A 26,267-nucleotide genomic window follows, 5' to 3' on the forward strand; every position below is an offset into this window, starting at 1 on the left:
CACCTGGATCACGAAGCCCATCGAACAGACTTACCGGACACCGCCTAGATCGCGTACCGCCACGCAGTCAGGGCGTGCGCCGAGAACCACGCGCCCAGCACCACCCACGCCACCGCGGCCGCCACCGCCGTGACCGTCCGCCGCTTCGACAACCCGATCGCGATCGGCACCAGCACCGGGAAAGCGGGCAGGATGAACCGGATCTTCGCATCCGGCAACCCCCGCGTACCGATCGCCAGCAACAGCACCCCGGCCCCGTACAGCGTCAGCGGCCACGGCACCCGGAGGAACGCCGCCACCAGCACCAGCGCCACCGCACCCAGCAGCAGCAACACCGTCAGCGTGCTGAACACCGACTCGTCCCCCGTCAGCCGCGCCAGCACCGAATCCGCGGTCTCCGCACCGAAGTCGAACTCGGTGTTCCAGCCCCGCAACTCGATGTCCTGCCAGCCGGTCCAACTCCCGGTCCGGTACGCGACGAACCCCAGATACCCGGCGACCCCCAGCGGAGCCACTGCCGCACCCGCCAACGCCCACCAGCGCTTCTCGGCACGCCGGAAGACCGCGACCAGCGCCGCCACCACGACCACCGCGACCAGCACCACCGCCGTCGACCTCGACAACCCGGCCGCGAAAGCGCACAGACCCGCCAGCATCCAACGCCGCTCCAGCACACCCACCAGCGACCACACCGCGAACGCGCAGAACACCGCTTCCGTGTAAGCCATCGAGAACACGATCGCCATCGGCGCCCCGGCCCACAACGCCACGAGCAGCAACCCGGTCCGGTCGCCCCGTTCCGGCGAAACCGCCCGCCCGATCCGGATCAACCCGCACGCCAGCACCAGACCGGCCAGCACCGACACCGTCAACGCCGCCGTCACCACATCCGGCCCGAGCCACATCACCGCAGCGACGAGCTTCGGATACAACGGGAAGAACGCCATCGGCGCGTCCGAATACGGCTGCCGCGCCGCGTCCAGCGTCCCCGGCAGATCCGCGTACCCGTGCACCGCCAGCCGCAGATACCACTGCCCGTCCCACGCCGTCAGCCGATCGGTCAACGTGGCACCACGCCGGGCGGCCAGCAGATCGAGCAACTGGACACTCGCCGTCCGGATCACGAGATACAACAGGATCGCCCTCGGATAAGGCGACCACGCCAGTCTGTCGAGAGCTCTCTCGAACACACGCGCCGGACGCCCCTGCCGGGGCGCCTTCTCGGGAGCGGCGGGCTGATCAAGGTCGTCGACTTCTCGGAGCACGCTCAGAGTGTCCACAATGCGGAGTCAGCTCGCCGTTCGATCCCGAAGATTCCCGGCTGCGCGCAGGTGGCAAAGGCCACAAACCAGGCTTGTGACCCCACCTCGATCTTGTGTTTCCCAGCCACCGCCCCCGGCTCCTACGTTCGAAGCCATGAGCGAACAGAACCTCAAGGACACCGTCGCGATCATCGCCGGCGGCGCGAAGAACCTCGGCGGACTCCTCTCCACCACCCTCGGCGAAGCCGGCGCCAAGATCGTCGTCCACTACCACGGCGACGCCTCCGCGGCCGACGCCGACAAGACCGTCGAAGCCGTCCGCGGCGCGGGCGCCGAAGCCATCGCCGTCCAAGGCGACCTCACCGCACTATCCGACGTCCGCCGCCTCTTCGACACCGCCATCGACACCTTCGGCCGGGCCGACATCGCGATCAACACCACCGGCATGGTCCTGCGCAAGCCCATCCTCGAAACCACCGAAGAGGACTACGACCGCATGTTCGCGGTCAACGCCAAAGCCGCCTACTTCTTCATCCAGGAAGCCGGACGACGCCTCTCCGACAACGGCAAGATCATCAGCCTCGGCACCTCCCTGCTGGCCGCCTTCACCGACGGCTACTCCACCTACGCCGGCGGCAAAGCCCCGCTCGAGCACTTCACCAGGGCCGCCGCCAAGGAGTTCGCCGACCGCGGCATCTCGGTCAACGTCGTCGCACCCGGCCCGATGGACACCCCGTTCTTCTACCCGCAGGAAACACCCGAGCGGGTCGAATTCCACAAGTCCCAGGCCATGGGCGGACGACTCACGAAGATCGAGGACATCGTGCCGATCATCCGGTTCCTGGCCACCGACGGCGCCTGGTTCACCGGCCAGACGATGTTCCCCAACGGCGGCTACACCACCCGCTGACCCTTACGCTGGCCGAAACGCCGTAGCCGGACACGAAGGGGAACCCCGGGGTGGGCCTGGACCTGTACAAGCTGAACCACCTCATCGCCGTCGCCGAAGAAGGCAGCTTCACCCGTGCGGCGGCCCGGCTGCACCTGAGCCAGCAGGCGCTGTCGACCTCGGTGCGCACGCTCGAACGGGAAGTCGGCGTCCCCCTGCTCGAGCGGAGCGCCACCGGGGTCACCGTCCTCCCCGCCGGACAGGCACTGATCGCCGACGCCCACCTCCTGCACGGCATCGCCGACTCCGCCGTCCGGCGCGCCAGGCGTATCGGCCGCAGCGAACCGGAACGACTCCGCGTCGGCCACACCCCCGCCGTCACCGGCGACGAGGTCACCACCCTCCTGCGCAGACATCAGACCGACCCCGACCTGATCATCGACGTCAACCAGCGCTACCCCGACGAACTCGTCGCACAACTGCTCGGCGGGCAACTGGATCTCGGCCTCGGCCGCGCACTGACCCTCGCGCACGGCTTGGTCGGGACCACCCTGATCCGGCAGCGCCTCAACGTCGCGGTCGCCACCGGACACCGGCTCGCCGAGCGCGAGTACCTCGCATTGACCGACCTCGACGGCGAGGAGATCACCGTCTGGGGAAATCCCGGCCGGTCCGGATACACCGATCTGCTCGTCAACCTCTGTCGCGACGCGGGATTCGAACCCCATGTGCGCCGCAACCCCATCCAGGGAACGCCGCCGGTCACCGCAGTCCTCGACACCGAAGGCGTCGCGTTCGTGACCGCGTCACCCGGGCCGGCGGCCGGCGGCGCCGTCCAGGTCAGGGAACTGCGGCCTGCCGTACACGTGCCACTGCAAGCCCTCTGGCCGCAGCACAGCACTTCCGACGCACGCCAAGCGTTTCTGGCTTCCGCCCAGGAGTTCTAGGCTTCGCCGCATCGCCGGTCGTGATGGTCCAGTAGCTTCGACAGCAACTCGGTGAACAGCTTCCGCTCGTCGGCCGAAAGCGGCGCCAGCAGCTCGTCCTGCCGTTCGGCCAGCTGTTTCTCCAGCCGCCGCAGCTGTCGCCTGCCCGCGGTGGTCAGTGAGATGACGTTGCGCCGCCGATCGGCCGGATCCGGGGCTCGCTCGACCAGCTCACGCTCGGCGAGTTCGTTGATCGTCGCGACCATCTCGCTCACGTGGATGCCGCTCCGACGTCCCAGCATCGCCTGACTGGCGGGGCCGAACTCGTCCAGTGTCGCCAGCACGCGGTAGTGGTAGCCGCGGGCGTCGACGGCGGAGAACCCGTCGGTCACCAGGCGATGCGCGTGGTTGGCGGTCTGCGTGAGCAACCAGCTGGGCAGCTTCCGCCAGCCGCCACACGGCTCCTCCGAGAGGTTTTCCATGTGACGAGTCTAACGAACCGTTGGGTAGCCGAACGATTGCCGTATTGTTGGGTTACCAAACGTTTAGCGACCCAACGAATCGGAGATCTCGTGACGATCAAGCCCTTCCGCATCGACATCCCTCAGGCAGATCTCGACGACCTCGCCGACCGGCTGGCCCGCACCCGCTGGCCCAACGAGGTCGCCGACGCGGGCCTCGACTACGGATTCCCGCTCGCCCGCCTCCAGGAACTCGCCGAATACTGGCGAACCGGGTACGACTGGCGCGCCCACGAGGCCGAACTCAACAAGCTTCCGCACTTCACCACCGAGATCGACGACCAGAACATCCACTTCGTCCACGTCCGCTCGGAGAACCCGGACGCGCTCGCACTGGTCCTCACCCACGGCTGGCCCGGTTCGTTCCTGGAGTTCATCGACCTGATCGAGCCGCTCTCGCGCGACTTCCACCTGGTGATCCCCTCGATTCCCGGCTTCGGCTTCTCCGGTCCGACCCGCGAACGAGGGTGGAGCTCCGAGCGAATCGCCCGGACTTGGGCCGAACTGATGCGCCGCCTCGGGTACGAGCGCTACGGCGCACAAGGCGGCGACTTCGGCTCCGGGATTTCGACGGCACTCGGCGCGGTGGCGCCGGAGCACGTCGTCGGGGTGCACGTGAACTACCTGCCGACCCGGCCGGATCCGGACGCGGACATCGAACTGTCCGAACAGGACGAAGCCCGCCTGGAGAAGGTGAAGCGGCTCATGGCGAATCGCCCGCCGTATCAGGCACTGCAGGCGGCGACCCCGCAGACCATCGGCTACGCGTTGACCGACTCGCCCGTCGGCCAGCTCGCCTGGATCGCCGAGCGCTTCGCGCAGTGGACAGATCCGCGCACGCCGGTCAGCGACGACCGGATGCTCACCGACATCTCGCTGTATTGGCTGACCGCGACCGCGGCTTCGTCCGCGCGACTCCACCACGACGCCGGCAGAGGAAACACTCCTTGCCGGGTACCGCTCGGCGTCGCGGTGCTCCCGCACGACATCACGCAGTCGGTGCGGCCACTGGCCGAGCGACTGTACGACATCAGGCACTGGTCGGAGTTCGAACGTGGCGGCCACTTCGCCGCGATGGAGGTTCCGGACCTGCTCGCCGCGGACATCCGCGAATTCTTCCTCGGCCTCGTCGGGGCGAGTTTTTCAGTAAAATAGCTGGATTTTTGCCGTTTCCTGGGCCGTATAGGCCGTTATACATTTTACTGGATCCACCGTACCGCCAGAGGGCCTGGCCTTGACCGCCTTCCTGGTGGCACACTCCCCCACCGCCCAAGGGTCCGGAGACCGCCGCACTCCCCTCCCCTGAGCCGATGGGCGTGGCACTGAGTGCCAGGCGGTCTCCCCTACTGCTCGTTCAAGGCGGCGTTGACCTTGGCGATCACGTCGTGCAGAGGGGTCGCCGTGGTCATCACCGCGACCATGGTCGTCTCGGGCGCGGCGTCCTGGACCTTGAACGCGTCGATCACCAGGGCGAAGGCCTCCGCCGCGCTGGCGGCGATGTCGTCCTTTCCGCCACTGCGCAGCCAACGCCGGAGCACGTGGTTGTTGGCGGCCGCGATCGCCGCGGCGGCCACGGCCGCTCGCAGGCTCGCCGTCTCGTCACCCTGTTCGGTGAATCGCGCCCGCAGGTAGCGGGCGAGTACGCGCTGGTAGCGGTCGACGGTCGCGACTTCCTTGTCCCGCAAGGAAGGCACCGTCCGCGTCAGGGTGAACCGCTTGAGCGACACGTCGAGTTCCGCGGCATAGGAGTCGAGGACCAGGCCGACGGCCTCGCAAGCCACCTCGACGGGATCACGATCCGGGCCCGCGGCGGCGAACGTCTCCTCCATCTCGGCCACGATCTCGTCGTGGTTGGCGAAGAGCACGTCGTCCTTGGCGTCGAAGTACCGGAAGAACGTCCGGCGCCCCACCCCAGCCGCGGCCGCGATCTCGTCCACCGTCGTGGCTTCGTATCCCTTGGCCACGAACAGGTCGACCGCCGCCGCGGCGAGCGCGCGGCGCAGGCGGCGCCTCCCGTCGGGGGTCGCGCCGGCTCTGGTCACCGGCGCTCGGCGCGGCGAATCGGTCATAGCCGGACGGTAGCAGCCGCTTGCTAGTGGCACTGAGTGCCGTTAGGCTGTGCGGAGTCCCTGGGGCACCACGTCCCCCACCCCGCTCGGAAGGCGCCGACGATGTCGCTGGACCACCAAGTGCTCCCGGTCGAGTCCCGTTCGATCCGCCCGCGGGGCGATGCCTTCTACGGCCGGCTCTTCGGCTGGTCCCTCAAATGGCGAGGCCCGCAGCCGTTCCTGGTGCTGGAAGGCGGGATCTGCGCGGTGACCCTGCCCAAGATCAACGGCGCCGAGGTCCTCGGCAGGCTCGCCGACACCGGATGCGGAGGCCCCGCCCTGACGGTACTGACGCAGCAGGGTCCGCGGGTGGCCATTCTCGCGGAGACCGACGGACTGCTTCCTTCTCGGGACTCGCTGCCGCAGCATGTCGAAGTCCTCGCCTGGGGCACGCTGCTCCCCCTGCCCGCCGACTCCGGCCGAGCCGAGGCGCACGCGGAATGGCTCTCGGCACCGGATCCCCGGCAGCGATGGCTGCCCAGTCTGGACGCCGTCCTCGCGAGCGTCCGGCCGCGGTAGCGCACGGGGCTCATGCCGCCACCGACGCCTGCGCGGAAACGAGCAGCGCTCCACCGTCCGATTCGGACAGGGTGATCTCGAGAGTCGCGCCTTCGGCCAGCGGCGGAAGATCGCTCAGGGTCACTCGGCCGATCAGCCGTTGTCCACGGCGCGCGTTCACCGCGCCGGGACGCCGGACTTCGATTCCCGAGCGGTGCCACACCCGGACGCTGGCTGTCGCCCTGCCTCGCCACCGGCTTCCACACCAGGCCACAAGTGCGGCGCCGGCTGTGTTGCACAAGACATCATCCAGCGAACCCACCCGTCCGGCGCCCTGCCAGACCTGAAGGCATTCGATCGACACGGACACCGCGAACGCCGCCAGGACGATCCGGGACACCGGCCCCGCCCAGTCGAAGCGCATCGGCGCCAGCACCGCGAGCGGAGCCAGCAGCAGAACGTTGCCCGCCAGCTGGACCAAGGCGAGATCCGTCCGCCCCTCGAACACGGGCACGACATCACCCAGCAGGTGGAGGCTCACCGGCGATCCGCGGCCTGGTACCGGCGCCGGCACGAACACGATCGCAAGTACCGCGAAAACCGAGGCCAGCAAAGCGAAATCCAGCGCGATCGCGGACCGGCGGCGCCGGTTTCCCCGAAGGCGCGCGGCGAACGCGGCGACGCCGGCACCGGCCGCGGCGGTGAGAAGCGACCACGGTGCGACGTCGGAGAACGCCTGCCACCACCATCCCATGCGCTCCCCTTTCGCCGATGATCGTCTTCGGCGAGGGTGGCAGGATCGTGAAGACCAGACAAGAACCCTGGCTATTGTCGGTGAATAACTACCATCCGCGTTGAAACTTCACGGACGTCGATTGTCACGGCCGTGCGGTCAGCGCCGGGCCGATCCACCGGCGGACGAGGGCGCGCAACTGCTCGTCGGTGTGCGCCGGTGTCGAGGGGTACTGCAGGAACGACAGGAACAGGCGCATCAGCATTTCGGCGAGGCCCTCGAAGTCTTCGTCGGTCGTGACCCCCACCGTGGCCCAGTCGACCGGCACGTTCCGGAGGATCCGCGCGCCGAGCGCGAACGACTGCGAAGAAGTGACCGCCACGGTGAAGACGTCGGCCTCGCCCGCTTTCAGGAGCAGCCCCAGATATGGCTCGTCGGGGACCGCGCGGACGCCGAACACCACGGATTCCACGGCGACCTCGGCGGGGTCGGCGAACGTGGCCAGATGCCGTTCCATCCGTCCGGCGAACTCCTCGACCCGATCCAGCGCGACCGCGCTGAGGATGTCGGCGAGGCTCGGGAAGTAGCGGTAGACGGTCTGCCGGGTGACGCCCGCTTCCGCGGCGACGTCGGAGAGGCTGGTCTTGGCGAGGCCGACCCGGTCGATGCAGGCGGTCGCCGCCTCGACGATCCGGCGGCGTGCCTCGCGCTCGGTTCCGGGCGGGTTGCCCCGCCATCCGTGGTGCCCCATACGCCTCATCTTCCCCGAACGGAGAATCTCAGACGGTGGCAGGTGCCGCGCGGCGCACGCGGTACAGCGCGGCGAGCATCAGAGCGGCGGCCACGAAGCAGGCCAGTACGTAGAGACCACTCCCCGGCGTGATGCCGTTTTCGATGACGGCACCCAGCCAGAAGACGGCCATCGCACCCAGGTAGACGGCAGGATAGAACCGGGCGAACGGCGCGAGCGACTCATCGGTGCCCCGGTGCCGGACGAAGATCCAGGTCCCCGCCGCCCACAGCAGCGCCAGCTCGACGGCGAGGATCCACGCTTGCGCGGTGACGTTGCCAGCGAAGAGGCTCGACGGGAGCCCGGCTACCACCATGCTCAACGGAGTGAGGACCCCGGCCACCACGATGCGCGCCACCAGCGGCCACCCGCGCCTCGAACCACCGGCGAGCCGCACCACCAGATAGGTCATGGCGCCCATCGACACGGAGGCGAAGAGCAGCATGCTGGTCAGGGGCACGGAATCCAGCGCCGGGTGATTGACGATCCGGTTGTTGCCGTTCCAAGCCCACCACTTCAGCTGGGGACCGAGGTGGTCGAAGACCTCGTAGAACACCTGGCAGGCGAAAGCGACCGCCGCCGACCCGGCCAGCGCGCCCCGCGCACGGAAGATCCCCAGCGATCGGACGAGTTCGTAGGCGAGCTGGCTGATCATCGGATAGAACGCCACGATGTACAGCGGCAGCCGGTCCCACATGAACTGCACGGTGAACCGGTTGTGAGCGAAGATGAAACCGTACTGACGCTCGAGGCCGAACCATTCCGGGAAATACAGGGGTGGTTCGATGACGAAGAGGTAGACCAGCGAAGCGCACCACAGCGCCAGATTCACCGAATCGCCCTGCCGATGACGGCGGACGGCGTGCACCAGCGCGAACACCGCTCCGCCGAGGACGAGCAGTTCCAGCAGCGGCATCGTCCAGTGCCCCACCGTCCACGGTGGACGGATCGAAAGCCAGGCGGACACGTCGTGGCAGTCGAAACCCAGGGCACGGGTGACGGCTTCCGCGTCCGCCCCGCATACGGCGTTCATCGGGCGACCGCCGGTTCGGCGGCGCCACCTTCCGGTGAATAGTCCGTGACCGGTGGCTCGGCGCGGGCGTCGAAGTCGAACGGGATCCGGTGCCGCCCCAGCGCCGCCCGGATCCGGTAGCGCACAAGCCCCGCGATCACCCTCGGGTTCGTCATCATGTCGCGCAGCGACTCGTCGAGGTTGAACACCTTCGCGAAATGCTCGTCGACCACATCGTCCTCGCGAGCGGCGCCGACGATGAGCCTGAACGCCGGGCCGGACACCGCCGAGAGCGCACGCCGCTTCCACTCCCTCGCCTTCTCGGTCCCCACCGCACAGGCGTAGCCCTGGTCCCTCGCCATCGCCAGGCTCCACGGCACGTTGAGCAGCTTGCGCTGGGCCGCGAGAAACCGTGCGGAGAACTCGGTGTCGAGACGCTCGGCGCGGGCGAGGTGCTCGCGCAGCAGCAGCGCCGAGCCGGCGGCGGAACTGATGCCCTGCGCGTAGAACGGGTTGAACGCGCAGATCGAGTCGCCGACGAACGCCAGCCGTTTCGGCGGGGTGCGGAGCCGGTCGTAGCGGCACCATTTGTTGCCGGTCGACCGGGTGAGGTGCACCTCGGAGGTCGGGGTGGACCGGTCCATCGCGGCCGCGAACAGCGGCGCCCGCACCCGGCAGGCCGACTCGACGAACGCCTCGGTGGTGCGCGGCATCTCCAGGCCCCACGAGCCCATGCACGCGATGACCCGGTTGCCCTCGATCGGGAAGAAGTTCACCAGGAACTCGTGCTCGTCCGGATGCGGTCCCTTGTCGGGCGTCGGCATGATCACCAGATGCCGCCACCACCAGGACGGCGGCCGCTCCTCGGGCGAGGGCAGGTCGTACCAGCGTGAGGTGTAGGTGACCTTGGCGTCGAGGGTCCGTACTTCGGGTTCCGGCCAGCCTGCCGCGACCAGCCAGGCACCGACCGAGGAACCGCGGCCCATCGCGTCCACCACGAAGTCGGCGTCGAGGTGCTCCTCGCCGTCGCGCGTGGAAAAGCCGATGCCCGTGACGGCGCCGTCCCGGGTCGTCAGCCCGCTGACCACGACGCCCTCACGGATCACGACGTTCGACAGCCCGCGGACCTTGTCCCGCAACACGCGCTCGATGAGGATCCGGGAGCTGTAGATCATCGTCATCGTGCCGCGTTTCCGCGCCGACCAGCCCTTCCCGTCGAGATAGGCGGCGTCCATCGACGGCATGAGATGCAGGCCGCCCGCGGCGATGAGGTCGTCCTCGAAGCCGGGGAATAACGCCCCGATCGCGCGGCGGCCCGAATTCAGGAGGAAATGTGGGTGTTTGCTCTGCGGAACCCCGCGCCGGTGTTCGGCCTCGGCCGGAAGCTCGTCGCGTTCGAGCACCAGCACGCGGTCGAAGTACGGGGCGAGCGCGCCCGCGGTGCAGAGTCCGGCGGCGCTGCCACCGAGGACGACGGCGGTCTTGCCGAGTCGCATACGACCAACTCCCAGCGTCATTCATACAGTTTGACAACGCCTGTATGAATGTATGAACGACGCCGAGGAGTGTCAAGATGCCGGCGGATGCGCCTGAAGCCGGATCAAGCGTGCGCGGAGCCGTAACTCGCGTGATTGAAGCCGTAACTCGCGTGTTTCGCGCCGGATCAGCGAGTTACGCCTCCAAGCACGCGAGTGTCGGCTTCGATCACGCGAGTGTCGGCTTCGATCACGCGAGTTCGGGGGGGTGCTCGAACACCCGGGGTCCGATGAGCAGGCCGCCGACGGTCGCCGCCCCGGCGCTGCCGAGCGCGATCCCCCAGCCGACCGGCCCGAGCGGCGTGCAGCCGAAGAACCGGCTGACCCCGGGGGTCTGGACCAGGATCGCCAGCAGTGCGGCGGAACCCAGGCCCGCGGCGAGGACGGTGCGGTCCCGGCCGCCGACGGCCAGCGTCTGCCCGAGCTGGGTACCGATCAGGGAGACGAGCGCGATCGTGCTCGCGCGCCGTCGCCTGCCGGTCAGCCTCGCGAGGGTCCACGCGGTGGACGCCCCCAGTGTCGTGGTCACCGCGCGCGTGGTGATGTCGCGCCGGAGAGCGTTCCCGAGTGACGCACTGGGTCCCTCGCGCAGCAACTCCGGCACGGACTCGCCGTCCGGCCTGCTCAACGCGATCGCCAGAGCGGGCGCCAGGTCGGTGAGGAGGTTCATCAGCAGCAGCTGACGGGCGGTGAGCGGCGAGCGTCCGGTGACGACCGAGCCGAGCACGGTGAAGGCGATCTCGCCAAGGTTCCCGCCGAGCAGGATGCCGAGCGCCTCCCGGACCGACGCCCACATCGCCCGGCCTTCCACCAGCGCGGCGACGATCGTCTCCAGCCGGTCGTCGGTCACCACGAGATCCGCGGCCGCCCTCGCCGCGGCCGTGCCCCGCTGCCCGAGCGCGATCCCTACTTCCGCGAGCCGGATGGCGGGCGCGTCGTTGGCGCCGTCGCCGGTCATCGCGACGACCCGGCCGCCACGCTGGTAGGCCTGGATGATCCGGACCTTCTGCGCCGGGCTGCACCGGGCGATCACGTCGACGTCGGCGAGTTCCCGATCGAGCTCTTCGTCTTCGAGTTCCTCGATCCTCGCGCCGGTGAGCACCTTGGTGTCGCCGTTGCGGCCGGTGATCTCCTCGGAGACGGCCTCGCCGGTGGCCGGATGATCGCCGGTGATCATCACCGTGCGCACTCCGGCTTCGCGCAACCGTTCGGCCGCCGGCGCGGCGCTGTCACGCACCGGATCCGCCAAAGCGACGAAGCCGAGCAACCGGAGATCGGCGACGTCGTCTTCGGAAAGGTCCTTTGTGGACACCGTACGCTCCGCGACGGCGAGGACGCGGTGCCCGTCGGCCGCCAGGCGGCCGACCCGCTTCTCCAGCCTGCTCCGGACACCCGCGCCCATCGGCCGATCGCCGTGCCGGGTACACAGCGGAAGGACGGTCTCCGGTGCCCCCTTGACGCACACCACGTGCCGTCCGCCGAGTTTCCCGTTGGTGGCGTGGAATCCCCGTGACGGCTCGAACGGGACGGCGTTTGTCTTCTCCCATCCGCCGGCGTCCACACCCGCGGTGATGCCGCCTTCGAGCACGGCCTGATCCGTGTGATGCGGCAACTCCTCGGGATTTTCCGCCCGAGGTGTCGCGCGGACGGCCGCGGCCAGTACCGCCTGGTGGCTCTTCCGCAGCCGGCTCACCGAGGCGGTGGTCTTGCCGTCGTCGATCCGGCTGACGCTGAGCTTTCCTTCGGTGAGGGTGCCGGTCTTGTCGAAACAGAGGACGTCGACGCGGCCGAGCGCTTCGATGGTGCGCGGATTGCGGACGAGCGCGCCGTGTTCGGCGAGCCTGCGAGCGGCCGCCAGCTGGGCCGCGTTCACCAGGAACGGCAGTCCTTCGGGCACCGACGCAACCGCGAGATTCACCGCCGCTCCGACACTCTGCCGCAGCGGTACGCCACGGATGAGTCCGGCGCCCGCGACGGCGGCCGCGGAGCCGACCGCGACCGGCAAGGCCTGTTTGGTGAGCGACGCGAGCCGCGCTTCGACGCCGGTCTCCGGAGCGGCGCCCCGTGCGGCGGCCAACCCTCGTCCGACCTCCGTCTCGTCTCCGGTCGCCACGACGACGGCCGACACCTTGCCCGCCGCCACCGTGGTGCCCTCGTACAGCATCGAAGAGCGTTCGGCGATTTCCGCGGCCACGACCGGCGCCGGAGTCTTCGGTACCGGCAACGACTCCCCCGTCAGCGACGACTCGTCGAGTTCCGCGCCGGTCGCTTCGAGCACCCGGCAGTCCGCGGGTACGACGTCGCCGGACCGCAGCGACACGACGTCACCCCGCACCAGCGAATCGGCGACGATCTGCCGCTCGGCGCCGTCGCGCAGGACGGTGGTCACCGTCGCGGACCGTTCGAAGAGCCCGGCGAGCGCCCGGTCGGTGTGCACCTGCTGCGCGCTGCCGATCAGCGCGGACACCCCGACGATCCCGGCGACCAGCGCGGCGTCGACCGGCGAGCCCACCGCGGCCGAAACCGCCGCACCACCGGCCAGTACCGGGGTCAGCGGGTTGGCGAGCTCGGCCATGAACGCCTTCGCGATGCTCGTGCCGGCGTTGCCTTCGCCGCCCGCACGATCGGCGGGCGCCCGCCGCCGGGCCTCGCGCTCGTCCAGACCACGCGGGCCGGAACCGAGCCGGTCGAGCACCAGGTCCGGCGGCATCAGGTGCCACGGCGGCACGACGCGTCCCGCGGACGCGGTCTTCCGCTCGCCGGTGAGGGTGCGAGCGCGCCAGATCCCGTCACCGAAGGCCATGAGCGCCCCGGCGTTCACCGCGCGAAGGCCACTCGCGGCGGGCCTGCGCCGGGCGCTGAGCGCGGTCACGCCACCGATTCCGCTGGCCGCGGTCGCGAACATCGTGGAATCACGGACGACCGCCTTGGCGGCGGTGCTCGCTTCGACGAGCAGGACGGCCGTGTCGACGTCGCGGCCGATCAGCACATGCGCGCCCCACGGCGGCGGGGTCCCGTCCTCGTGGACGCCGACTCCGCAGTCGGACGCCCCCAGCGCCCGGCGATCGTCGGACACCAGCATGACCACACGTCCGCACGCCTGGAGTTCGCGGACGGCGTCGAGCACCACCCCGCCGTCGGTCTGGACCACCCGCATCCCGGCGGCCTCGGCAGCCGAAGCCAACGCGTCCACATCGGGCGAGCGCTCCTGTGCGACGGCGAGCAGCCCCGCCGGTCGCCCGTCACGAACCAGCCCCAGCACCAGATGGGCGCCCTGGTCCAGCATCCGCTGCCGGTCGGGGAAACCGGTGACGTCCAGCTCGTCGACCGGGCCGAGCGTCCATTCGCCGTCCCGCCGGACCACCTCGGGTTTCTCCGGGTCGAACAGGGCGAAGGCGGCGGCCGTCAGGTCCACCTGGTCACCCTCGGGCAACGGGACCAGATCGCTGAGGACGTTCGCGCCCGCGCCGAGCGCCGTGGTGTCGATGACGATCGTGTCGAGCAGATCGAGCCCGCGCAGCGCGGACCGGTCCATCACCAGCGCGCCGCGCCTGGCGAGGACTTGGCCCAGTTGGGCGGAGAAGGCGGCCGCTCCGTTGGACGGGGCCTTGGGCAACGCGGAGATCCCGACCGCGGCTGCGCGCCTCGGGCCCACGAACGGCAGGGCGGCCGCGGCGGCCGCGGCTCCGGCGGCGATGGACCGGCGCGCATGACGATCGGCGGCACTTTCCGGAAGCGGCCACGGTCGTTCGCTCACCACCGAGTCCGCGCCGGCGTGTTCACGCTGCCCGACCAGCTTGGACTCGGCCTCGCACCAGGCCCGCTGGTGCGCCTTGGCCTCTCGCCATTGGGTACCGCGGACCAGGATGTCCAGTACCGTTCCCTCGCTGCGAGCGGCGAGGCCATGAACCAGGGCCGCGCCGATGGAGGTCGCCGAATCCGCCCTCTCCCGCCCGCGCAGTTTCCGGTCCGCCAGGTCACGCAGCCGCGGATGCAGGTCCACGAGTGACGCCAGTGCCGCGACCTCGGTCGGCAGTGGAGCCCACGGCATGACCTTCGACGCCACCGACAGCATCAGACCGGCGGCGTCCGCGGCGAGCGTGGACGGCAGCCGGGTCGCCGTGGTGCCGTCCGCCGGATGATGGAGTTCCTCCTCCTCGACCCGCTCGGCTTCGGAAGCGGGTTCCGCCTCGGCTCGTTCGACCGCGCGGATCAGCTCCAGGCGCCTGGGTTGCGGGTCTCCGACCGCGACGACCACCCGGGACGTCGGCGCGTTCACCTGCGCCCACCGCACCCCGGGGATCTCCGCCAGTGCTCGTTCCACCCGCCGGGCGACGCGGGCGCCGTCGGGTCCTTTCACTCCGTGGGTCTCGATGTAGAGCCTGCCGGGACACGACCAGACCGCCCGCCGCGGTCCGCGTCCCGGGATCCCCTCCAGCGGCAGAAGTGCCAGCCCGGCCAGCCCCCGGGCGACCCGCCCCAGCGTCCGCGACGGTTTGGGGAAGGCGACACCCAGCACGTCCACGGTCTCCAGGTCCGTCCGCCGCATGCGGCTTCCTCCTCGCGCTCGGTGCCTTGTGGATCTCACCGAGTACCCGCGTGCCGGAACGTCGAATCCCCCTTCCCCCTCAAGAGGTGACGGAGTCGATCAACCGGTTGTACCGGAGTCTCAGGGCGCGTTCGAGGGCGGAGAAGAATCCCGCCACCGCGAGCGTGATCTTCGCCCACTGCGGCAGCGGCACCGGCGAAGTGAACGTGCCGACGTGTTCGGCGACGACGGGGATCTTGGTGATGGCCTCCGCGCCCTGGAGCAGGCCGACGACGAGCGCGACCAGCAGGATCACGAGCGAGACCGCGCCGATCGCGGCACTGGTACGGGGAAACCGCCGTCCGAACCTCGCCCGCAGTCCTTCCTGCGAACGAGGGTGTGGACGCAGTGCGAGCTCTCCGCCGTGATCGGGGACGAAGTGCATGCGTTTCAGCCCGACCGCGCTGGTCGCGACCTCGATGACACCTCCCGGCACGGGGAACGCCGCGGGCAGGTTGGACCGGAAGAGCTGGACGCCGTCCCGGTACAGCGCGGCGGGACTCTTGCCGACCGCGTCTTCGTGCTGCTTCCGGGTTTTGGCGTCAGCGAGGAACCGGACGTCGACCGCGTAGACATGGGCTTCGAGATCGAGGAAGAACAGTGACCGGGAGAAGAGCTGCCATCGGCGGTACTCGGTCAGCGCGGATCCGTCCCCGGACCTGACCCTGGCGAGCTGCCACCGTCGTTTGAGCTTCTTGACCATCGTCAGGACGTCGCTTTCGGTGGGTTGAGGTCGAGCAGGGCGTTCACACGCTGCAGGACGTCCAGCTGGGCCGGGTTGTACAGATCCACCACGCCGCGGAGGACGACCGGTTCGGTGAGGGCTTTCCACGTCTTCGCGTCCAGCAATCCGGGCTGGGCTTCGTACTGGCCGCGCGCGACCGGCGCGAACGCCTCGGCGATGCGCTGCCTCGTCGCGTCGTCGGCGTCCGCGGGCAGTTCGTCGAACTCCGTCTGGACGGCAGGCCGGGACGCCGGCTGGAGTTCGCGCAGCGTGGCCATCGTGGCCGGGTCCAGCACGGTCGAAAAGATCATCATCAACGCACGTTCCTCCTCCGGCATGCCCTCGACGTTCCCGTCGAAGCCCGGTGGCAGGTCCACCAGGCTTCGACGGCGCAGGATCAACGCCAGCTCGTCGCGCATCCGCTGCTGCCGTTCGATGCTCGCCCGCAGTTCCTCGTCCAGCGCACGCAGCGTCTGCTCCGCGCGCTCGTCCGAGTCCGCCATCGCCGGGATTTCGGACAGTGGCACACCCAGGTCCACCAGCCGCCGGATCCGCAGCAACCGGACCAGATGCTCGACGCGGTACCGCTTGTATCCGTTGTGCGCTCTTTCCGGCTCGTCGAGCAACCCGATCCGGTGGTAGTAGCGGACGGTCTTCAGGGTCGTGCCGGCCAGTTCCGCCAGCTCACGTGTGCTCCAGGACATCCCCCGCATTGGACACCGTGCCCTCGGGGCATGGTCAAGCGGCTTGACCATGCCCCGAGGGCACGGTCTCGAATACGCCCGTCGGTGATCACACCAAGATCGGGGAAAGATGATGAGACGGAAGCGAGTTTTGGCCCTGACGGTCCTACTCGGCCTCACGGCGTCGCTGTTCGCGGCACCAGCCGGGACAGCCGCATCGGCGCCGGGCCTGGCGTGGGCCGCGTGCCCCGAGGACGTGGAGATACCCGCGGGCATCGCACTGCAGTGCGCGACGGTGCCGGTGCCCCTGGACTACCGGATACCGGAGGGCGAGCGGATCGACATCATGATCTCGCGGCTGGCCAGCACGAAACCGGCGGCGCGGCGAGGCGTGCTCATGCTCAACCCGGGCGGTCCGGGTGGGCCGGGGTTGTCGTTCCCCGCGGACCTCGCCTCGCACGGCATGCCGGCGAGCGTCCTTGACGCCTACGACGTGATCGGCATGGACACCAGGGGCATTGGGCACTCGACGCCGGTGAGCTGCGGATTCACGGCCGAGCAGGAGTACCTGGGCAACATCCCGCCGTACGCGGTGGACGAAGCGGCGGTCGCGGAACAGGCGAAGATCGCGAAAAACGTGGCCGTGCAATGCGCCGCCAACGACAAAGACGGCAGGCTGCGGCATATATCCACGGCGAACATGGCGAGGGACCTCGATCGGATCCGGGCCGCGCTCGGCGAGGAGAAGCCCAGTTTCCTGGGGTATTCGTACGGTTCCGCGCTCGGTGCGGCGTACGCGTCGATGTTCCCCGACAAGTCCGACCGGGTGGTGCTCGACAGCAACATCGGTGACACCCATCTCGACCGCGACGGGATGCGCAGGTTCGGGCTCGGCGCCGAGGAGACCTTCCCGGATTTCGCGAAGTGGGTGGCGGCACGGCACGACTCGTATGGTCTCGGCCGTACGGTCACCGAAGTGCGTAGGACGTACTTCGCGCTCGCGGAGAAGCTCGACAAGACCGCGGTGAACGGCCTCGACGGGCGTTTGTTCCGGCTGGCCACCTTCGCGGGCCTTTACGGGAAGACGAGGTACGGGCAGACGGCACAGTGGTGGCAGTCGGTCCGTGACGGCGACAAGGCAGCGGCGGAACGGGTCGCCGCCGAAGCCAAGCGCCTGGCCCTGGCGGCCACGCCGTCGCCGGCCGACAACGCGTGGTCGGTGTTCCTCGCGGTGACCTGCAACGATGTCGCGTGGCCCGCGGACATCCGCGCCTATCAGCGTGGCGTGGCCGAGGACCGTGAGCGGTACCCGCTCTACGGCGCCGCCGGCGCGAACATCCTGCCGTGCGCGTTCTGGCCTTACGCGCCTGCCGAACCGCCGGTGGCGGTCAAGGACAAGGGGCCGGAGAACGTGCTGGTCGTCCAGAACCGGCGAGACCCGGTGACACCGCTGCGGGGTGGGCAGCTGCTCGACGAGAAGTTCGGAGATCGGTCGCGGCTGGTGACCGTCGAAGGCAGCGGCCACGGCGTGTACGTCCTCGGCGACAACGCCTGCGCGCTGAACACCACGACGAGCTTCCTGTTGTCGGGGAAGCTGCCCAGGCGCGACGTGTCCTGCAGGTGATCGACGGCTGGAGGGCCGAGGCGCGATCCTGGGCCCTCCAGCTCCGGCGCGACAGATCCCGGATGTTCACCGAAACGCGGAAAATACGCGTAACACCGGAGCGGGTTCGGAAAAAGGACTTTCCGGCGAAGCCTTTCACCGTGAAGCGCCCGAAGCCAATAGGATGAACGGGCGCGAACGAATATACCGAGCGCCGGTTCGTCACCCGGTGAGAACCGGTCGAAGACGAACCCATCGGATCATCCTTCCCTCCAGGGTTCTCGACAGCACAACGGGATCCTGCCTTCCACGGGTACCGTGCGATCCGTGGGGAATTTGTATCCCCGTTCCGCCGTCCGGCCCAAATCCGGCCACCGCGCGCGGTGACTTTCTCTGTTGTCACCCGATTGCTGGTCCTCACCCGCGTGGAGACGCGAGAAGATCCATGCCGGACCGCGACGAAAGAGGATTCGGCGAAAATGAGTACCGACGTCGCCACGGCGGTCGGTTCGACGGATCGCCCGAGCGAGCAAACCTGTTCCCGGCGAATGCGGGCACCGCCCGGCCCTGGCCGACCGCACGGCCCGGGGCCACGCCGGGCGCCCGTCGAGTACCCCAAAGGGGAACCATGAACAGCGTCACCACGCTCGTAGTAGACGATCAACCCCTCATCAGATACGCGCTCAGCAGGCTGTTGCGGGATTCGGTTGGAGTGGAGGCGGTGACCGAGGCCGCGAGCGAGCCGGAAGCGTTGTGGCAGTGCGAAAAGAGCCACCCCGACATGGTCATCACCGAGCTGTCGATCTGGGGTGAGCCCGCCGGCACCGCGATCTGCCGGTTCGTCAAGAAGCACTTCGAGCGCGCGGCCGTCCTGGTCTTCGCCGGCGACGCCTCGCCATCGGCCATCGCCATGGCGATGAACGCGGGCGCCGACAGCTTCGTGCACAAATCGGCCAGCGGCGGTCAGGTCATGTCGGCGGTGCGTTCCACCCTCGCCGGACAGCGGGTGTGCCTTCAGGCAGGCGGAACCCCGCCCGCGGTGACCGAAGCCGTGCGGTACGCGAGGGTGATGACCAGGCGGGAGGAGGAGATCCTCGCGCTGATCCTCTACCGGTGGTCGAACGACGAGATCGCCGAAGAACTGCACCTCGCGACGCAGACGGTGAAGAACTACGTCAGCCGGATCCTGCAGAAGCTGGGCTTCGGCAGCAGACGCGACCTGTTCCGGGCACTGCGATTCCGGCCGGGTGGCAACACGCTGCCCCGACTGGAAACGACTCCCCACGAAGGCGACTCGTGTGCCGCGGACCGGCTCGCCGGGTACCGCGGCTAGGCCGGCCGGGTGGGCGACGTACCGGAAGTACCTTGACCGGAGCAGGTTCGGTACCCACCGTATCCTGCGACACCGAGATCGTTTTTCTAGCGTTGCAGGCATGACGAAGCAAGGCTTTCCGTTCCTGATCCTCGCGCTCGCCGGAATCCTCGCCCCGGAGACCGTCCGGGCTTCGTCGATCAAGATCCACGAGGTACTCGGCGGCCCGGCCGGCTACATCGACCTGCACAACACCGGGGCCGGCACTCTCGATATCGGCGGTTGGTCCGTTCAGGCGTGCACCGGCGGAGCCGCGCCCACCGAGCTGGCCACCATGCCCGCCGGCAGCGAGATCCCCGCCGGTGACCATTTCCTCATCACCGGACAGGGTTTCGGCGGCACGGTGCAGCAAGTGGTCGTCGAGGCGATCATCGGAGACGGTGAGATGCTGCTGGACCGGCGCGGGGCCCGGGTGGACAGTGTCGGATGGGCGCCGTCGTCGCCCTGCCGCGAGAACCATGCCGCCGTCGCCTGTCCCGGTCTCGCTCAGGCGAGGAACGCGGCCAGCCGCGACACCGACGACAACAAGGCCGACTTCAGCTGCGTACGGCCACTCCACTGATCCCCTTCCCCACCGGTTTCGAATACCCGCACCAGAAAGGTTCGGTCGTGACCGTGAATGGCGAAAGCGGGGAGGCGACCCCGCTGTGCGAACTACTCGCCGAACAACGAATCGCGAAAGGCTGGTCACAGTGTGACCTGGTCGCGAAATTACATACCCGCTCCGGCAACGACAGCGTCACACGAGAGGAGATATCGCGCTGGGAGCGAGGGAAACGCATCCCCGGCCCGTATTGGCGGCAGCGACTCAGCGACGTATTGGGCACGCCCAACCGGGAGCTGGAACTCGCCGCCGCGGTGGCCAGAAGACAACGGCGGAAACTTATCGACTGACGGGAAAGTACCGAAAAACTGGCCCCTTTCCGAAGGGGTCCCCGTTCTCGGATACTTGTCTGGTCGCCGCCGGAGGAAAGGATTCCGGACCGGCGAACAGATCCCCCGACAATCTGGTGAAAGGAATTTCTCATGCGACGAATTCTGGGCGCTTCGGCGGTGTTCGCGATGCTGGCGATGGGTATCGCGGGCGGTGTCGCGAACGCTGCGGGCGAGACCGAGGGAACCGAGGCGGCGCCGCTCGTCTCGTCCACGGTGGTCGTCAACGAGGTTTCGACCCGCGGTGTGAACGGTCAGCTCGACGAGTTCATCGAGCTCCGCAACGTCTCGAACCAGCCGCAGGACGTGAGCGGCCACGTGATCCGCATCTACTCGCCGTCGAACGTCGTGGTCGACACGATCACCCTGCCCGCGGGCACGATCCTGCAGCCGAAGGGCAACCCCGGACAGTACGCGGTGCTGGTCGGGCAGAACTTCTCCGGCACCATCGGCGACCAGACGTACGTCATTCCCTTCACGCTGACCGGCGCCGAGGGCATCCCGACCCTCGGTGGCGTCTCGGTCCAGAACCTGGCCGGCGCGAAGATCGACGGTGTCGCCTTCAGCAACGCGGTCATGGGAGCCCGTGAAGGCCAGGCCGCCACTCCGGAGAGCAACGTCACCGACTCGCTCAACGCGGCGAACACCCGCAACATCCTGAGCACCGACACCGACAACAACCGGCAGGACTTCTCGCTGCAGCTGCGCTCCCCGGGTCTGTAAGCCTTGTAGTACCGACCCGTTCAGCCCGGGCCCGGGCCGCCGTCGGCGGTCCGGGCCCTTCCATGGCGGGATCTCGCCAACGGCGACATACCGCCACCGAGAGTTGTGTTCTTCTGGGAACTCCTGCCTCATCCTCTGGAAAATCCCTTTTCGCGGCGGCCGTGACCACGGCCGCTTCGTAGTATCCGAGGAGAGTGAGGCTCGATGCTTCCCTGTTCCCCTCACGTGACGAGACGTCCACGGCACCCCTTGGCGATTCTGGCGGCCATCGCGTTGGCCGTCCTTTCCCCGCTGCCGGTGACCGCGACCGCCGCGACCGCCGCCATCTCCGGACCCGCTCCCGCCACCGGGCGGCCGGAAATCCATCGCGTCACCTTGCTCACCGGCGACGTGGTGACCTACGAACGGGACGGTGCCGGGCACGGCAGCGCACAGGTCGAACCGGCGGTGCGGCCGGACCGGCCGAGCCCGGCGTTCCAGATCACGACCACGGCCGAAGGGCTGATGGTGTATCCGTCGGACACGCTTCCGTTCGTCGGCAAGGGATTGCTGAGCCGGGACCTGTTCAACGTCACCGCGCTCGTCGGCGACCGGCGGGACGACGCGGCGAGCACCACGATCCCCGTCATCGTGCGCTACGGCGACCGATCGAGTCTGTCCGCGCAGTCGCTGGACGCGAAGGCGAAAGCGCTCCCGCAGACCCAGCGCACCACCCCGCTCGTCACGGCCAACGGGGTGGGAGCGCAGGTCAAGAAGGCGGGGACGGCCGAGTTCTGGCGTTCTCTCGCAGCCTTCGACCCAGGCGGGAAGCCCGTGCTGAACCAAGGGATTTCGCAGGTCCGGCTGGACAGGAAGGTCCGGGTCGCACTGGACAGGAGCACCGGCCAGGTCGGTGCCCCGTCGGCGTGGAACGGCGGGTGGACCGGGAAGGGAACCACGGTCGCGGTGGTGGACACCGGGATCGACGAGAAACATCCCGACCTGGCGGGCAAGACGATCGCCTCGGCGGATTTCAGCGGAGAAGGCGACGCGGTGGACCGCCATGGCCACGGCACCCACTGCGCGTCGATCATCGCCGGTACCGGCTCGGCGTCGGGTGGCCGTCACAAGGGCGTGGCACCGGACGCCAAGCTGGTGGTGGCCAAGGTTTTCGACGCCTCCGGGGAGGGTGACACCGCACAGGTCATGGCCGGGATCGACTGGGCCGTCGCGCAGGGCGCGAAGATCGTGAACCTCAGCCTCGGTGCCGGCGTCAGCGACGGAGCCGACCCGTTGAGCGAGCAGCTCGACACGCTGTCGGCGAAGTCCGGCACGCTGTTCGTGGTCGCGGCCGGGAACTCCGGGCCGGGCGACCGGACCGTCACGACACCGGGGGCCGCGACCTCCGCGCTCACGGTCGGTGCGCTCGGCAGGGACAACTCGATCGCGTGGTTCAGCAGTCGCGGCCCGCGTCTGCGGGACGCCGCGGTCAAGCCCGAGATCACCGCACCGGGCGTCGGGATCGTCGCCGCCCGTGCCGAGGGCACGGCGATGGGCGAACCGGTGGACGATGCGTACACCGCGTCGTCGGGCACTTCGATGGCGACGCCGCATGTCGCGGGCGCCGCGGCGATCCTGCTGCAGCAACAGCCGGGACTCACCTGGCAAGAACTGAAGAACACGCTCGTCACCACGGCCAAAGACGTCGGTCTTCGCTGGTATGAGCAGGGATCCGGAATCCTCGACGTCGCACGCGCGGTGTCGCAGAAGGCGACCGGAACCGCCGTCGCGAGCTTCGGCCGCAACGAGCGGAACACCACCGGCGCGGCACAAGTCATCCGGCAGCTGTCCTACACCAACGCCGGAGACCGGCCGCTGGCACTGAATCTGAAACTGACCGTGCGGCCGTGGGACGGCAGTGCCACGCCCGGCACCGGGATGCGACTGGCGAAGACGGACCTGTCGATCCCGCCGAAGTCCTCTGCCACCGTCGACCTGGCCGTGGATCCGAGCGTAGGTGTGGCCGGCGTCTACGGTGGCACCGTGGTGGCCACGACCGCGGACGGGGCGAACTCGGTACGAACGTCCGTGAGCACCTACAACGCGGCCGAATTGTTCCCGGTGACGATCCGGATGCGGGATTCGGCGGGTGGCCCGGCTCAACTCGCCTCGGCCCAGCTGATCGACGACGCGGCCGGTGCGGGTAACCGCAACGACCCCTTCCTCGACCAGGTCAGCCAGCAGGTCGGCCTCGTCGACGGGGTCGGCCGGGTGCTCGTACCCGCCGGGCGTTATTCGGCACTCGGCTGGGTGATGGAACGAGGGCTGGCGGTGCGGCGCTGGTCGGCGATCAGCGCGTCACAGGTCTCGGTCACGGCCCCGGCCGAGATCACGCTGAACGCGGCGAGCGCCGTCCCGGCCGGGATGGTCACGCGCACTTCCACCGACCTGCGGGACCGCACGGTGATGCTGCGGCGCGTCATTCCCGGAGAAGCGGGCGTGAACGGCTATGTCGGCGAAGCCGGACTGGCCGTGGGCCCCGGTTGGGACGTACGCGTGACTCCCGCAGCGGCCACTTCGGCAGGAGCGGTTTCCTTGCAGGACAGCGCGACGCTGTCCCAGGCCGCGGTCGAGATGCGCGTCGTCGGCGGCTCCACCGTGTTGAATCCCGCGTACGACGTGCCGACGCTGACGGCGAAGTCACCCGGAGAACGAACACTGCCGGTCGTCTTCGGCGGAGCGGGTGATCTCACCGGTCTCGACGTTCGAGGGAAGGCCGTCCTGGTGCGAATCCCGGTCCAAGCCGGGTCGCCGAACCCGGTGGGCGACGTCACCACCGGCATCGCGAACGCGGCACGCGCCGTGGCCGCCGCGGGAGGCGCGGCCATGATCCCTTACGCCGGTTCACCCGGTTCGCTGAGCGTTCCGGGCCTCAGCAGTTCGGTGGTACCGACCCTGTCACTCGGCTGGGACGAAGGCGAGGCGCTGCGGACCGCCGGCGCGGTCTCCGTGCGGTTGCTGGTGCGCGCGGCTCCCGACGCGATGTACAACCTCAGCTACCTCGACCCGAACGGCGTGCCGAAGGAGCTCGTCCGGCATGTCGACCAGAAGTCCTTGGTCGCCACGAAAACCGGCTATCACGCCGAAAAACCGGGGCTGAGCGCGCAGAAGAACTGGTACGCCTTCCCGACAGGCCTGTGGAAGACGCAGGTGGTGCAGGGTACGAAGATCCCGGCGCCGGGTACCTGGACCGAGTACACCGGCCCGGCGAACGATCGGCTGGTCTGGAAACGGGTGGTCACCCTGTCCGGAACCGACGCCGCGGGCCGTCGCGCCGCGTTGTCCATGAACGCGCAGAACATCTACCGCGCGGGCGAGCGGTCGAGGCCGGACGAGAGCTGGTTCCGCGCGCCGCTGCACGGCGGGTCGGTCGAACTGCCATCCGATCATCCCGCGCGCTACCCGGCGACGGCCCGTGGATGGGCGGTGCTGTGCTCGATGTGCCGCGGCGGGCCGGATCCCGACCTGTTCGTCCCCCCGGCGCAGTGGATGGACGGCTCGACCGGGACGGGTTCGGGCGGGCACTACACGAATCCGTACGAGAACGCGCGGTACTTCGCGGCGACCACGGTGCGGTTGTCCAAGGACGGGACCGAGATTCCGCGGTCCAACGCGGACGATCCACTCGCCCTTCTCCCGGTGTTCCGGCTCGCACCCGGTCCTGCCACGTATCGGCTGGACGTGACCGACGTGATGCCCGGTCAGGCGCAGGTCGGTGTCCCGAGCGGCGTGCTGTTCCAGAACGCCCCGCGCACCGACACGTCGTGGACGTTCACCTCGGCCCGGTCCGAGGCAGCGTCACCGCTCGGGTTCGCCTGCTACGAATCGGGCAGCGCTTGTTCCTTCCAGCCGCTCATCCAGTTGGACAATCGGCTGCCGCTGGATCTCGGCGGCAGGGCCCCGGCAGGGCGTCCGTTCACCTTCGACGTGTTCACCGGGTCGCACAGCGCGGCGCGTGGCGGCGGGCCGGTGACGCAGCTGCGGGTCTCGGCGTCCACGGACGGTGGTCGCACCTGGACGGCGGCGAACGTCCGCCCGAACGGGAACGGCCTGTGGTCGGTCACGGTGACCCACCCTCGGCTCGCGGAGACCGACGGTTTCGTCTGGCTGCGCTCGGACGCGCGAGACGGCTCCGGCAACACCGTGACGCAAACGGTCCAGCGGGCCTATGCGCTCACGGAGGTGGCGAAGGCGAATCCGCGTCTTCGCTGATGTCCTCCGCACGCGTGGGCTGGGTCGCAGGCAAGGTGACCCAGCCCCGCGTGGCGACCTGAAGCCCGGCTTGGAACCGGGTGGTCGCGCCGAGCGCGGTCATGAGGTCGCGGAGGCGTCGTTGGAAGGTCCGGTAACTCATGCCGAGCTGCTTGGCGATGCTTCGGTCGGGCAACCCGGTGGTGAGCAACGCGAGCAGGCGGGCGTCGTCGGAGGGCGCGACGTCCGCCTGCTCGACCGAGCCGGGCATGTGCAGCGGAAGCCCTGTCTGCCAGAGGAAAGCGAAGACCGCGCTGAGCGCGTCGAGCAGCGCGCACGGGTGGATCACCAAAGCCGTACCGACCTCGGGACGATCCGAACGCAGCGGCACCAGTCCCAGCCGCCGGTCGACCACGATCATCTTCAGCGGAGCGGTGGTGACCACGCGGGCCTCCTCGCCGAGGGAGAGGCCCGCCTCGATGTCAGAGGTCAGGTCGTGCAGTTCCAGCGCGCTGCGCTCGTAAACCCCGCGGAACCGCACCCCCCGGCTCAGCAGGTCACGTTCGGCGGGATGCAGCACACTCGGCGGTTGTGCGTAAGGGGGCTTGTTGACGAAGGCGACCTCCTGCTCGGCCGAGCGCAGCAGCTGATCGGCCCGGTCGGCGATGAGCGTGTTCCCGTGGATCACCTCGATGAGGTCGACCGGGCGTTCACCGGACGTCGCCCGGTAGCGCTCGCGCAACCGGTCGGCGACGAGCCGCGCACTCGCGAGCTCCCGTTCCTTCTGCCGGAGCATCGCCTCCAGCGCGATCTCCGGTCGCACCGCCGAATACGTCGCTACCGGTCCGGGCAGCCCGGTGAGCAACCCTTTTTCGGTCAGCGAGCGCAGAACGGGGAGCAGCCGCGGCTCGGACACGCCGGTCCGCTGCCGGATTTCGGCGACGGTCATCGAACCGGTTCCGGCGAATGCGTCGTAGACCGCGACGTCGATTTCACTCAGACCGATGATGTCCAGCAATTCGGCTCCCGCCACGGTCGCTTTCGCCCGACCATACCGCCGCGCTTCGGCGGGCAAAAGGGACCGTTCTCGACCCGCGAAGGCCCTTCAGCGAGTCCGGGCATTCCGGACGCCGAAAG

Annotated in this window: 21 protein-coding genes; 10 read left to right on the top strand and 11 right to left on the bottom strand. The window is 69.1% G+C overall.

Annotated features, from left to right (window positions below):
• Positions 1–44: 44 nt before the first annotated feature.
• Entirely contained in the window at positions 45–1,265 is a 1,221-nt protein-coding gene (locus CVV72_RS08505) for a hypothetical protein (RefSeq protein ID WP_255632588.1), read from the bottom strand.
• 151 nt (positions 1,266–1,416) lie between these two features.
• Between CVV72_RS08505 and CVV72_RS08510 the strand changes: the two genes are divergently transcribed.
• Positions 1,417–2,172: an SDR family oxidoreductase gene (locus CVV72_RS08510; RefSeq protein ID WP_219151851.1), complete on the top strand. Its 756-nt coding sequence runs from the start codon at positions 1,417–1,419 to the stop codon at positions 2,170–2,172.
• Between the two features lie 50 nt (positions 2,173–2,222).
• Entirely contained in the window at positions 2,223–3,098 is an 876-nt protein-coding gene (locus CVV72_RS08515) for a LysR substrate-binding domain-containing protein (protein WP_219151852.1), read from the top strand.
• Here CVV72_RS08515 and CVV72_RS08520 read toward each other — a convergent pair.
• On the bottom strand, positions 3,095–3,559 hold the full coding sequence (locus CVV72_RS08520) for a MarR family winged helix-turn-helix transcriptional regulator (protein WP_219151853.1): 465 nt from the start codon (positions 3,557–3,559) through the stop codon (positions 3,095–3,097). The genes CVV72_RS08515 and CVV72_RS08520 overlap by 4 nt on opposite strands.
• 90 nt (positions 3,560–3,649) lie before the next feature.
• Between CVV72_RS08520 and CVV72_RS08525 the strand changes: the two genes are divergently transcribed.
• Positions 3,650–4,753: an epoxide hydrolase family protein gene (locus CVV72_RS08525; protein ID WP_219151854.1), complete on the top strand. Its 1,104-nt coding sequence runs from the start codon at positions 3,650–3,652 to the stop codon at positions 4,751–4,753.
• Between the two features lie 188 nt (positions 4,754–4,941).
• Here the strand turns inward: CVV72_RS08525 and CVV72_RS08530 are convergent, their stop codons facing one another.
• Positions 4,942–5,667 (bottom strand): TetR family transcriptional regulator, encoded by a 726-nt coding sequence (locus tag CVV72_RS08530; protein ID WP_219151855.1) that lies wholly within the window; start codon positions 5,665–5,667, stop codon positions 4,942–4,944.
• Between the two features lie 102 nt (positions 5,668–5,769).
• Between CVV72_RS08530 and CVV72_RS08535 the strand changes: the two genes are divergently transcribed.
• Positions 5,770–6,225 (top strand): glycogen operon protein GlgX, encoded by a 456-nt coding sequence (locus CVV72_RS08535; protein WP_219151856.1) that lies wholly within the window; start codon positions 5,770–5,772, stop codon positions 6,223–6,225.
• 10 nt (positions 6,226–6,235) lie between these two features.
• Here CVV72_RS08535 and CVV72_RS08540 read toward each other — a convergent pair whose 3' ends face one another.
• The 7 genes from CVV72_RS08540 to CVV72_RS08570 form a co-directional block, all read right to left on the bottom strand.
• Positions 6,236–6,958 (bottom strand): VanZ family protein, encoded by a 723-nt coding sequence (locus tag CVV72_RS08540; protein ID WP_219151857.1) that lies wholly within the window; start codon positions 6,956–6,958, stop codon positions 6,236–6,238.
• Between the two features lie 124 nt (positions 6,959–7,082).
• A complete protein-coding gene (locus CVV72_RS08545) occupies positions 7,083–7,688 on the bottom strand; it encodes a TetR/AcrR family transcriptional regulator (RefSeq protein WP_219151858.1) in 606 nt (201 codons plus the stop codon).
• 28 nt (positions 7,689–7,716) lie between these two features.
• A complete protein-coding gene (locus tag CVV72_RS08550) occupies positions 7,717–8,760 on the bottom strand; it encodes a hypothetical protein (RefSeq protein ID WP_219151859.1) in 1,044 nt (347 codons plus the stop codon).
• The gene (locus CVV72_RS08555) at positions 8,757–10,235 is read right to left on the bottom strand and encodes an NAD(P)/FAD-dependent oxidoreductase (protein ID WP_219151860.1); all 1,479 of its coding nucleotides are present in this window, start codon (positions 10,233–10,235) and stop codon (positions 8,757–8,759) included. The genes CVV72_RS08550 and CVV72_RS08555 overlap by 4 nt, the downstream gene beginning before the upstream one ends.
• A gap of 229 nt (positions 10,236–10,464) precedes the next feature.
• A complete protein-coding gene (locus tag CVV72_RS08560) occupies positions 10,465–14,823 on the bottom strand; it encodes a cation-translocating P-type ATPase (RefSeq protein WP_219151861.1) in 4,359 nt (1,452 codons plus the stop codon).
• Between the two features lie 79 nt (positions 14,824–14,902).
• On the bottom strand, positions 14,903–15,565 hold the full coding sequence (locus CVV72_RS08565; protein WP_219151862.1) for a hypothetical protein: 663 nt from the start codon (positions 15,563–15,565) through the stop codon (positions 14,903–14,905).
• A gap of 2 nt (positions 15,566–15,567) precedes the next feature.
• Positions 15,568–16,290 carry a MerR family transcriptional regulator gene (locus tag CVV72_RS08570; protein ID WP_219151863.1) on the bottom strand — a complete coding sequence of 241 codons (723 nt, stop codon included), beginning with the start codon at positions 16,288–16,290 and terminating at the stop codon, positions 15,568–15,570.
• 112 nt (positions 16,291–16,402) lie between these two features.
• Here CVV72_RS08570 and CVV72_RS08575 point away from each other — a divergent pair, with 112 nt between their 5' ends.
• The 6 genes from CVV72_RS08575 to CVV72_RS08600 all read left to right on the top strand — a co-directional run bounded on the left by CVV72_RS08575 (position 16,403) and on the right by CVV72_RS08600 (position 25,151).
• Positions 16,403–17,893 carry an alpha/beta hydrolase gene (locus CVV72_RS08575; protein WP_219151864.1) on the top strand — a complete coding sequence of 497 codons (1,491 nt, stop codon included), beginning with the start codon at positions 16,403–16,405 and terminating at the stop codon, positions 17,891–17,893.
• A gap of 607 nt (positions 17,894–18,500) precedes the next feature.
• Positions 18,501–19,205, top strand: a complete 705-nt coding sequence (locus CVV72_RS08580; protein WP_219151865.1) for a response regulator transcription factor — start codon at positions 18,501–18,503, stop codon at positions 19,203–19,205.
• A gap of 100 nt (positions 19,206–19,305) precedes the next feature.
• Entirely contained in the window at positions 19,306–19,806 is a 501-nt protein-coding gene (locus CVV72_RS08585; RefSeq protein ID WP_219151866.1) for a lamin tail domain-containing protein, read from the top strand.
• 47 nt (positions 19,807–19,853) lie between these two features.
• A complete protein-coding gene (locus CVV72_RS08590) occupies positions 19,854–20,138 on the top strand; it encodes a helix-turn-helix transcriptional regulator (RefSeq protein ID WP_219151867.1) in 285 nt (94 codons plus the stop codon).
• Positions 20,139–20,270: 132 nt separating this feature from the next.
• On the top strand, positions 20,271–20,900 hold the full coding sequence (locus CVV72_RS08595; protein WP_219151868.1) for a lamin tail domain-containing protein: 630 nt from the start codon (positions 20,271–20,273) through the stop codon (positions 20,898–20,900).
• A gap of 249 nt (positions 20,901–21,149) precedes the next feature.
• On the top strand, positions 21,150–25,151 hold the full coding sequence (locus CVV72_RS08600; protein WP_219151869.1) for a S8 family peptidase: 4,002 nt from the start codon (positions 21,150–21,152) through the stop codon (positions 25,149–25,151).
• On the opposite strand, the gene CVV72_RS08605 is transcribed toward CVV72_RS08600, so the two are convergent.
• On the bottom strand, positions 25,114–26,163 hold the full coding sequence (locus tag CVV72_RS08605; protein WP_370641881.1) for a helix-turn-helix domain-containing protein: 1,050 nt from the start codon (positions 26,161–26,163) through the stop codon (positions 25,114–25,116). The genes CVV72_RS08600 and CVV72_RS08605 overlap by 38 nt on opposite strands.
• Positions 26,164–26,267 lie beyond the last annotated feature (104 nt).

This window comes from Amycolatopsis sp. TNS106, assembly GCF_019330265.1.
Taxonomy (GTDB): domain Bacteria; phylum Actinomycetota; class Actinomycetes; order Mycobacteriales; family Pseudonocardiaceae; genus Amycolatopsis; species Amycolatopsis lurida.

Coding starts and splice junctions, on each gene's coding strand:
- CVV72_RS08555 (WP_219151860.1), bottom strand. CDS start 10,235: ATGCGACTCGGCAAGACCGCCGTCGTCCTCGGTGGCAGCGCCGCCGGA.
- CVV72_RS08570 (WP_219151863.1), bottom strand. CDS start 16,290: ATGTCCTGGAGCACACGTGAGCTGGCGGAACTGGCCGGCACGACCCTG.
- CVV72_RS08550 (WP_219151859.1), bottom strand. CDS start 8,760: ATGAACGCCGTATGCGGGGCGGACGCGGAAGCCGTCACCCGTGCCCTG.
- CVV72_RS08530 (WP_219151855.1), bottom strand. CDS start 5,667: ATGACCGATTCGCCGCGCCGAGCGCCGGTGACCAGAGCCGGCGCGACC.
- CVV72_RS08535 (WP_219151856.1), top strand. CDS start 5,770: ATGTCGCTGGACCACCAAGTGCTCCCGGTCGAGTCCCGTTCGATCCGC.
- CVV72_RS08520 (WP_219151853.1), bottom strand. CDS start 3,559: ATGGAAAACCTCTCGGAGGAGCCGTGTGGCGGCTGGCGGAAGCTGCCC.
- CVV72_RS08560 (WP_219151861.1), bottom strand. CDS start 14,823: ATGCGGCGGACGGACCTGGAGACCGTGGACGTGCTGGGTGTCGCCTTC.
- CVV72_RS08545 (WP_219151858.1), bottom strand. CDS start 7,688: ATGGGGCACCACGGATGGCGGGGCAACCCGCCCGGAACCGAGCGCGAG.
- CVV72_RS08595 (WP_219151868.1), top strand. CDS start 20,271: ATGCGACGAATTCTGGGCGCTTCGGCGGTGTTCGCGATGCTGGCGATG.
- CVV72_RS08565 (WP_219151862.1), bottom strand. CDS start 15,565: ATGGTCAAGAAGCTCAAACGACGGTGGCAGCTCGCCAGGGTCAGGTCC.
- CVV72_RS08540 (WP_219151857.1), bottom strand. CDS start 6,958: ATGGGATGGTGGTGGCAGGCGTTCTCCGACGTCGCACCGTGGTCGCTT.
- CVV72_RS08585 (WP_219151866.1), top strand. CDS start 19,306: ATGACGAAGCAAGGCTTTCCGTTCCTGATCCTCGCGCTCGCCGGAATC.
- CVV72_RS08580 (WP_219151865.1), top strand. CDS start 18,501: ATGAACAGCGTCACCACGCTCGTAGTAGACGATCAACCCCTCATCAGA.
- CVV72_RS08575 (WP_219151864.1), top strand. CDS start 16,403: ATGAGACGGAAGCGAGTTTTGGCCCTGACGGTCCTACTCGGCCTCACG.
- CVV72_RS08510 (WP_219151851.1), top strand. CDS start 1,417: ATGAGCGAACAGAACCTCAAGGACACCGTCGCGATCATCGCCGGCGGC.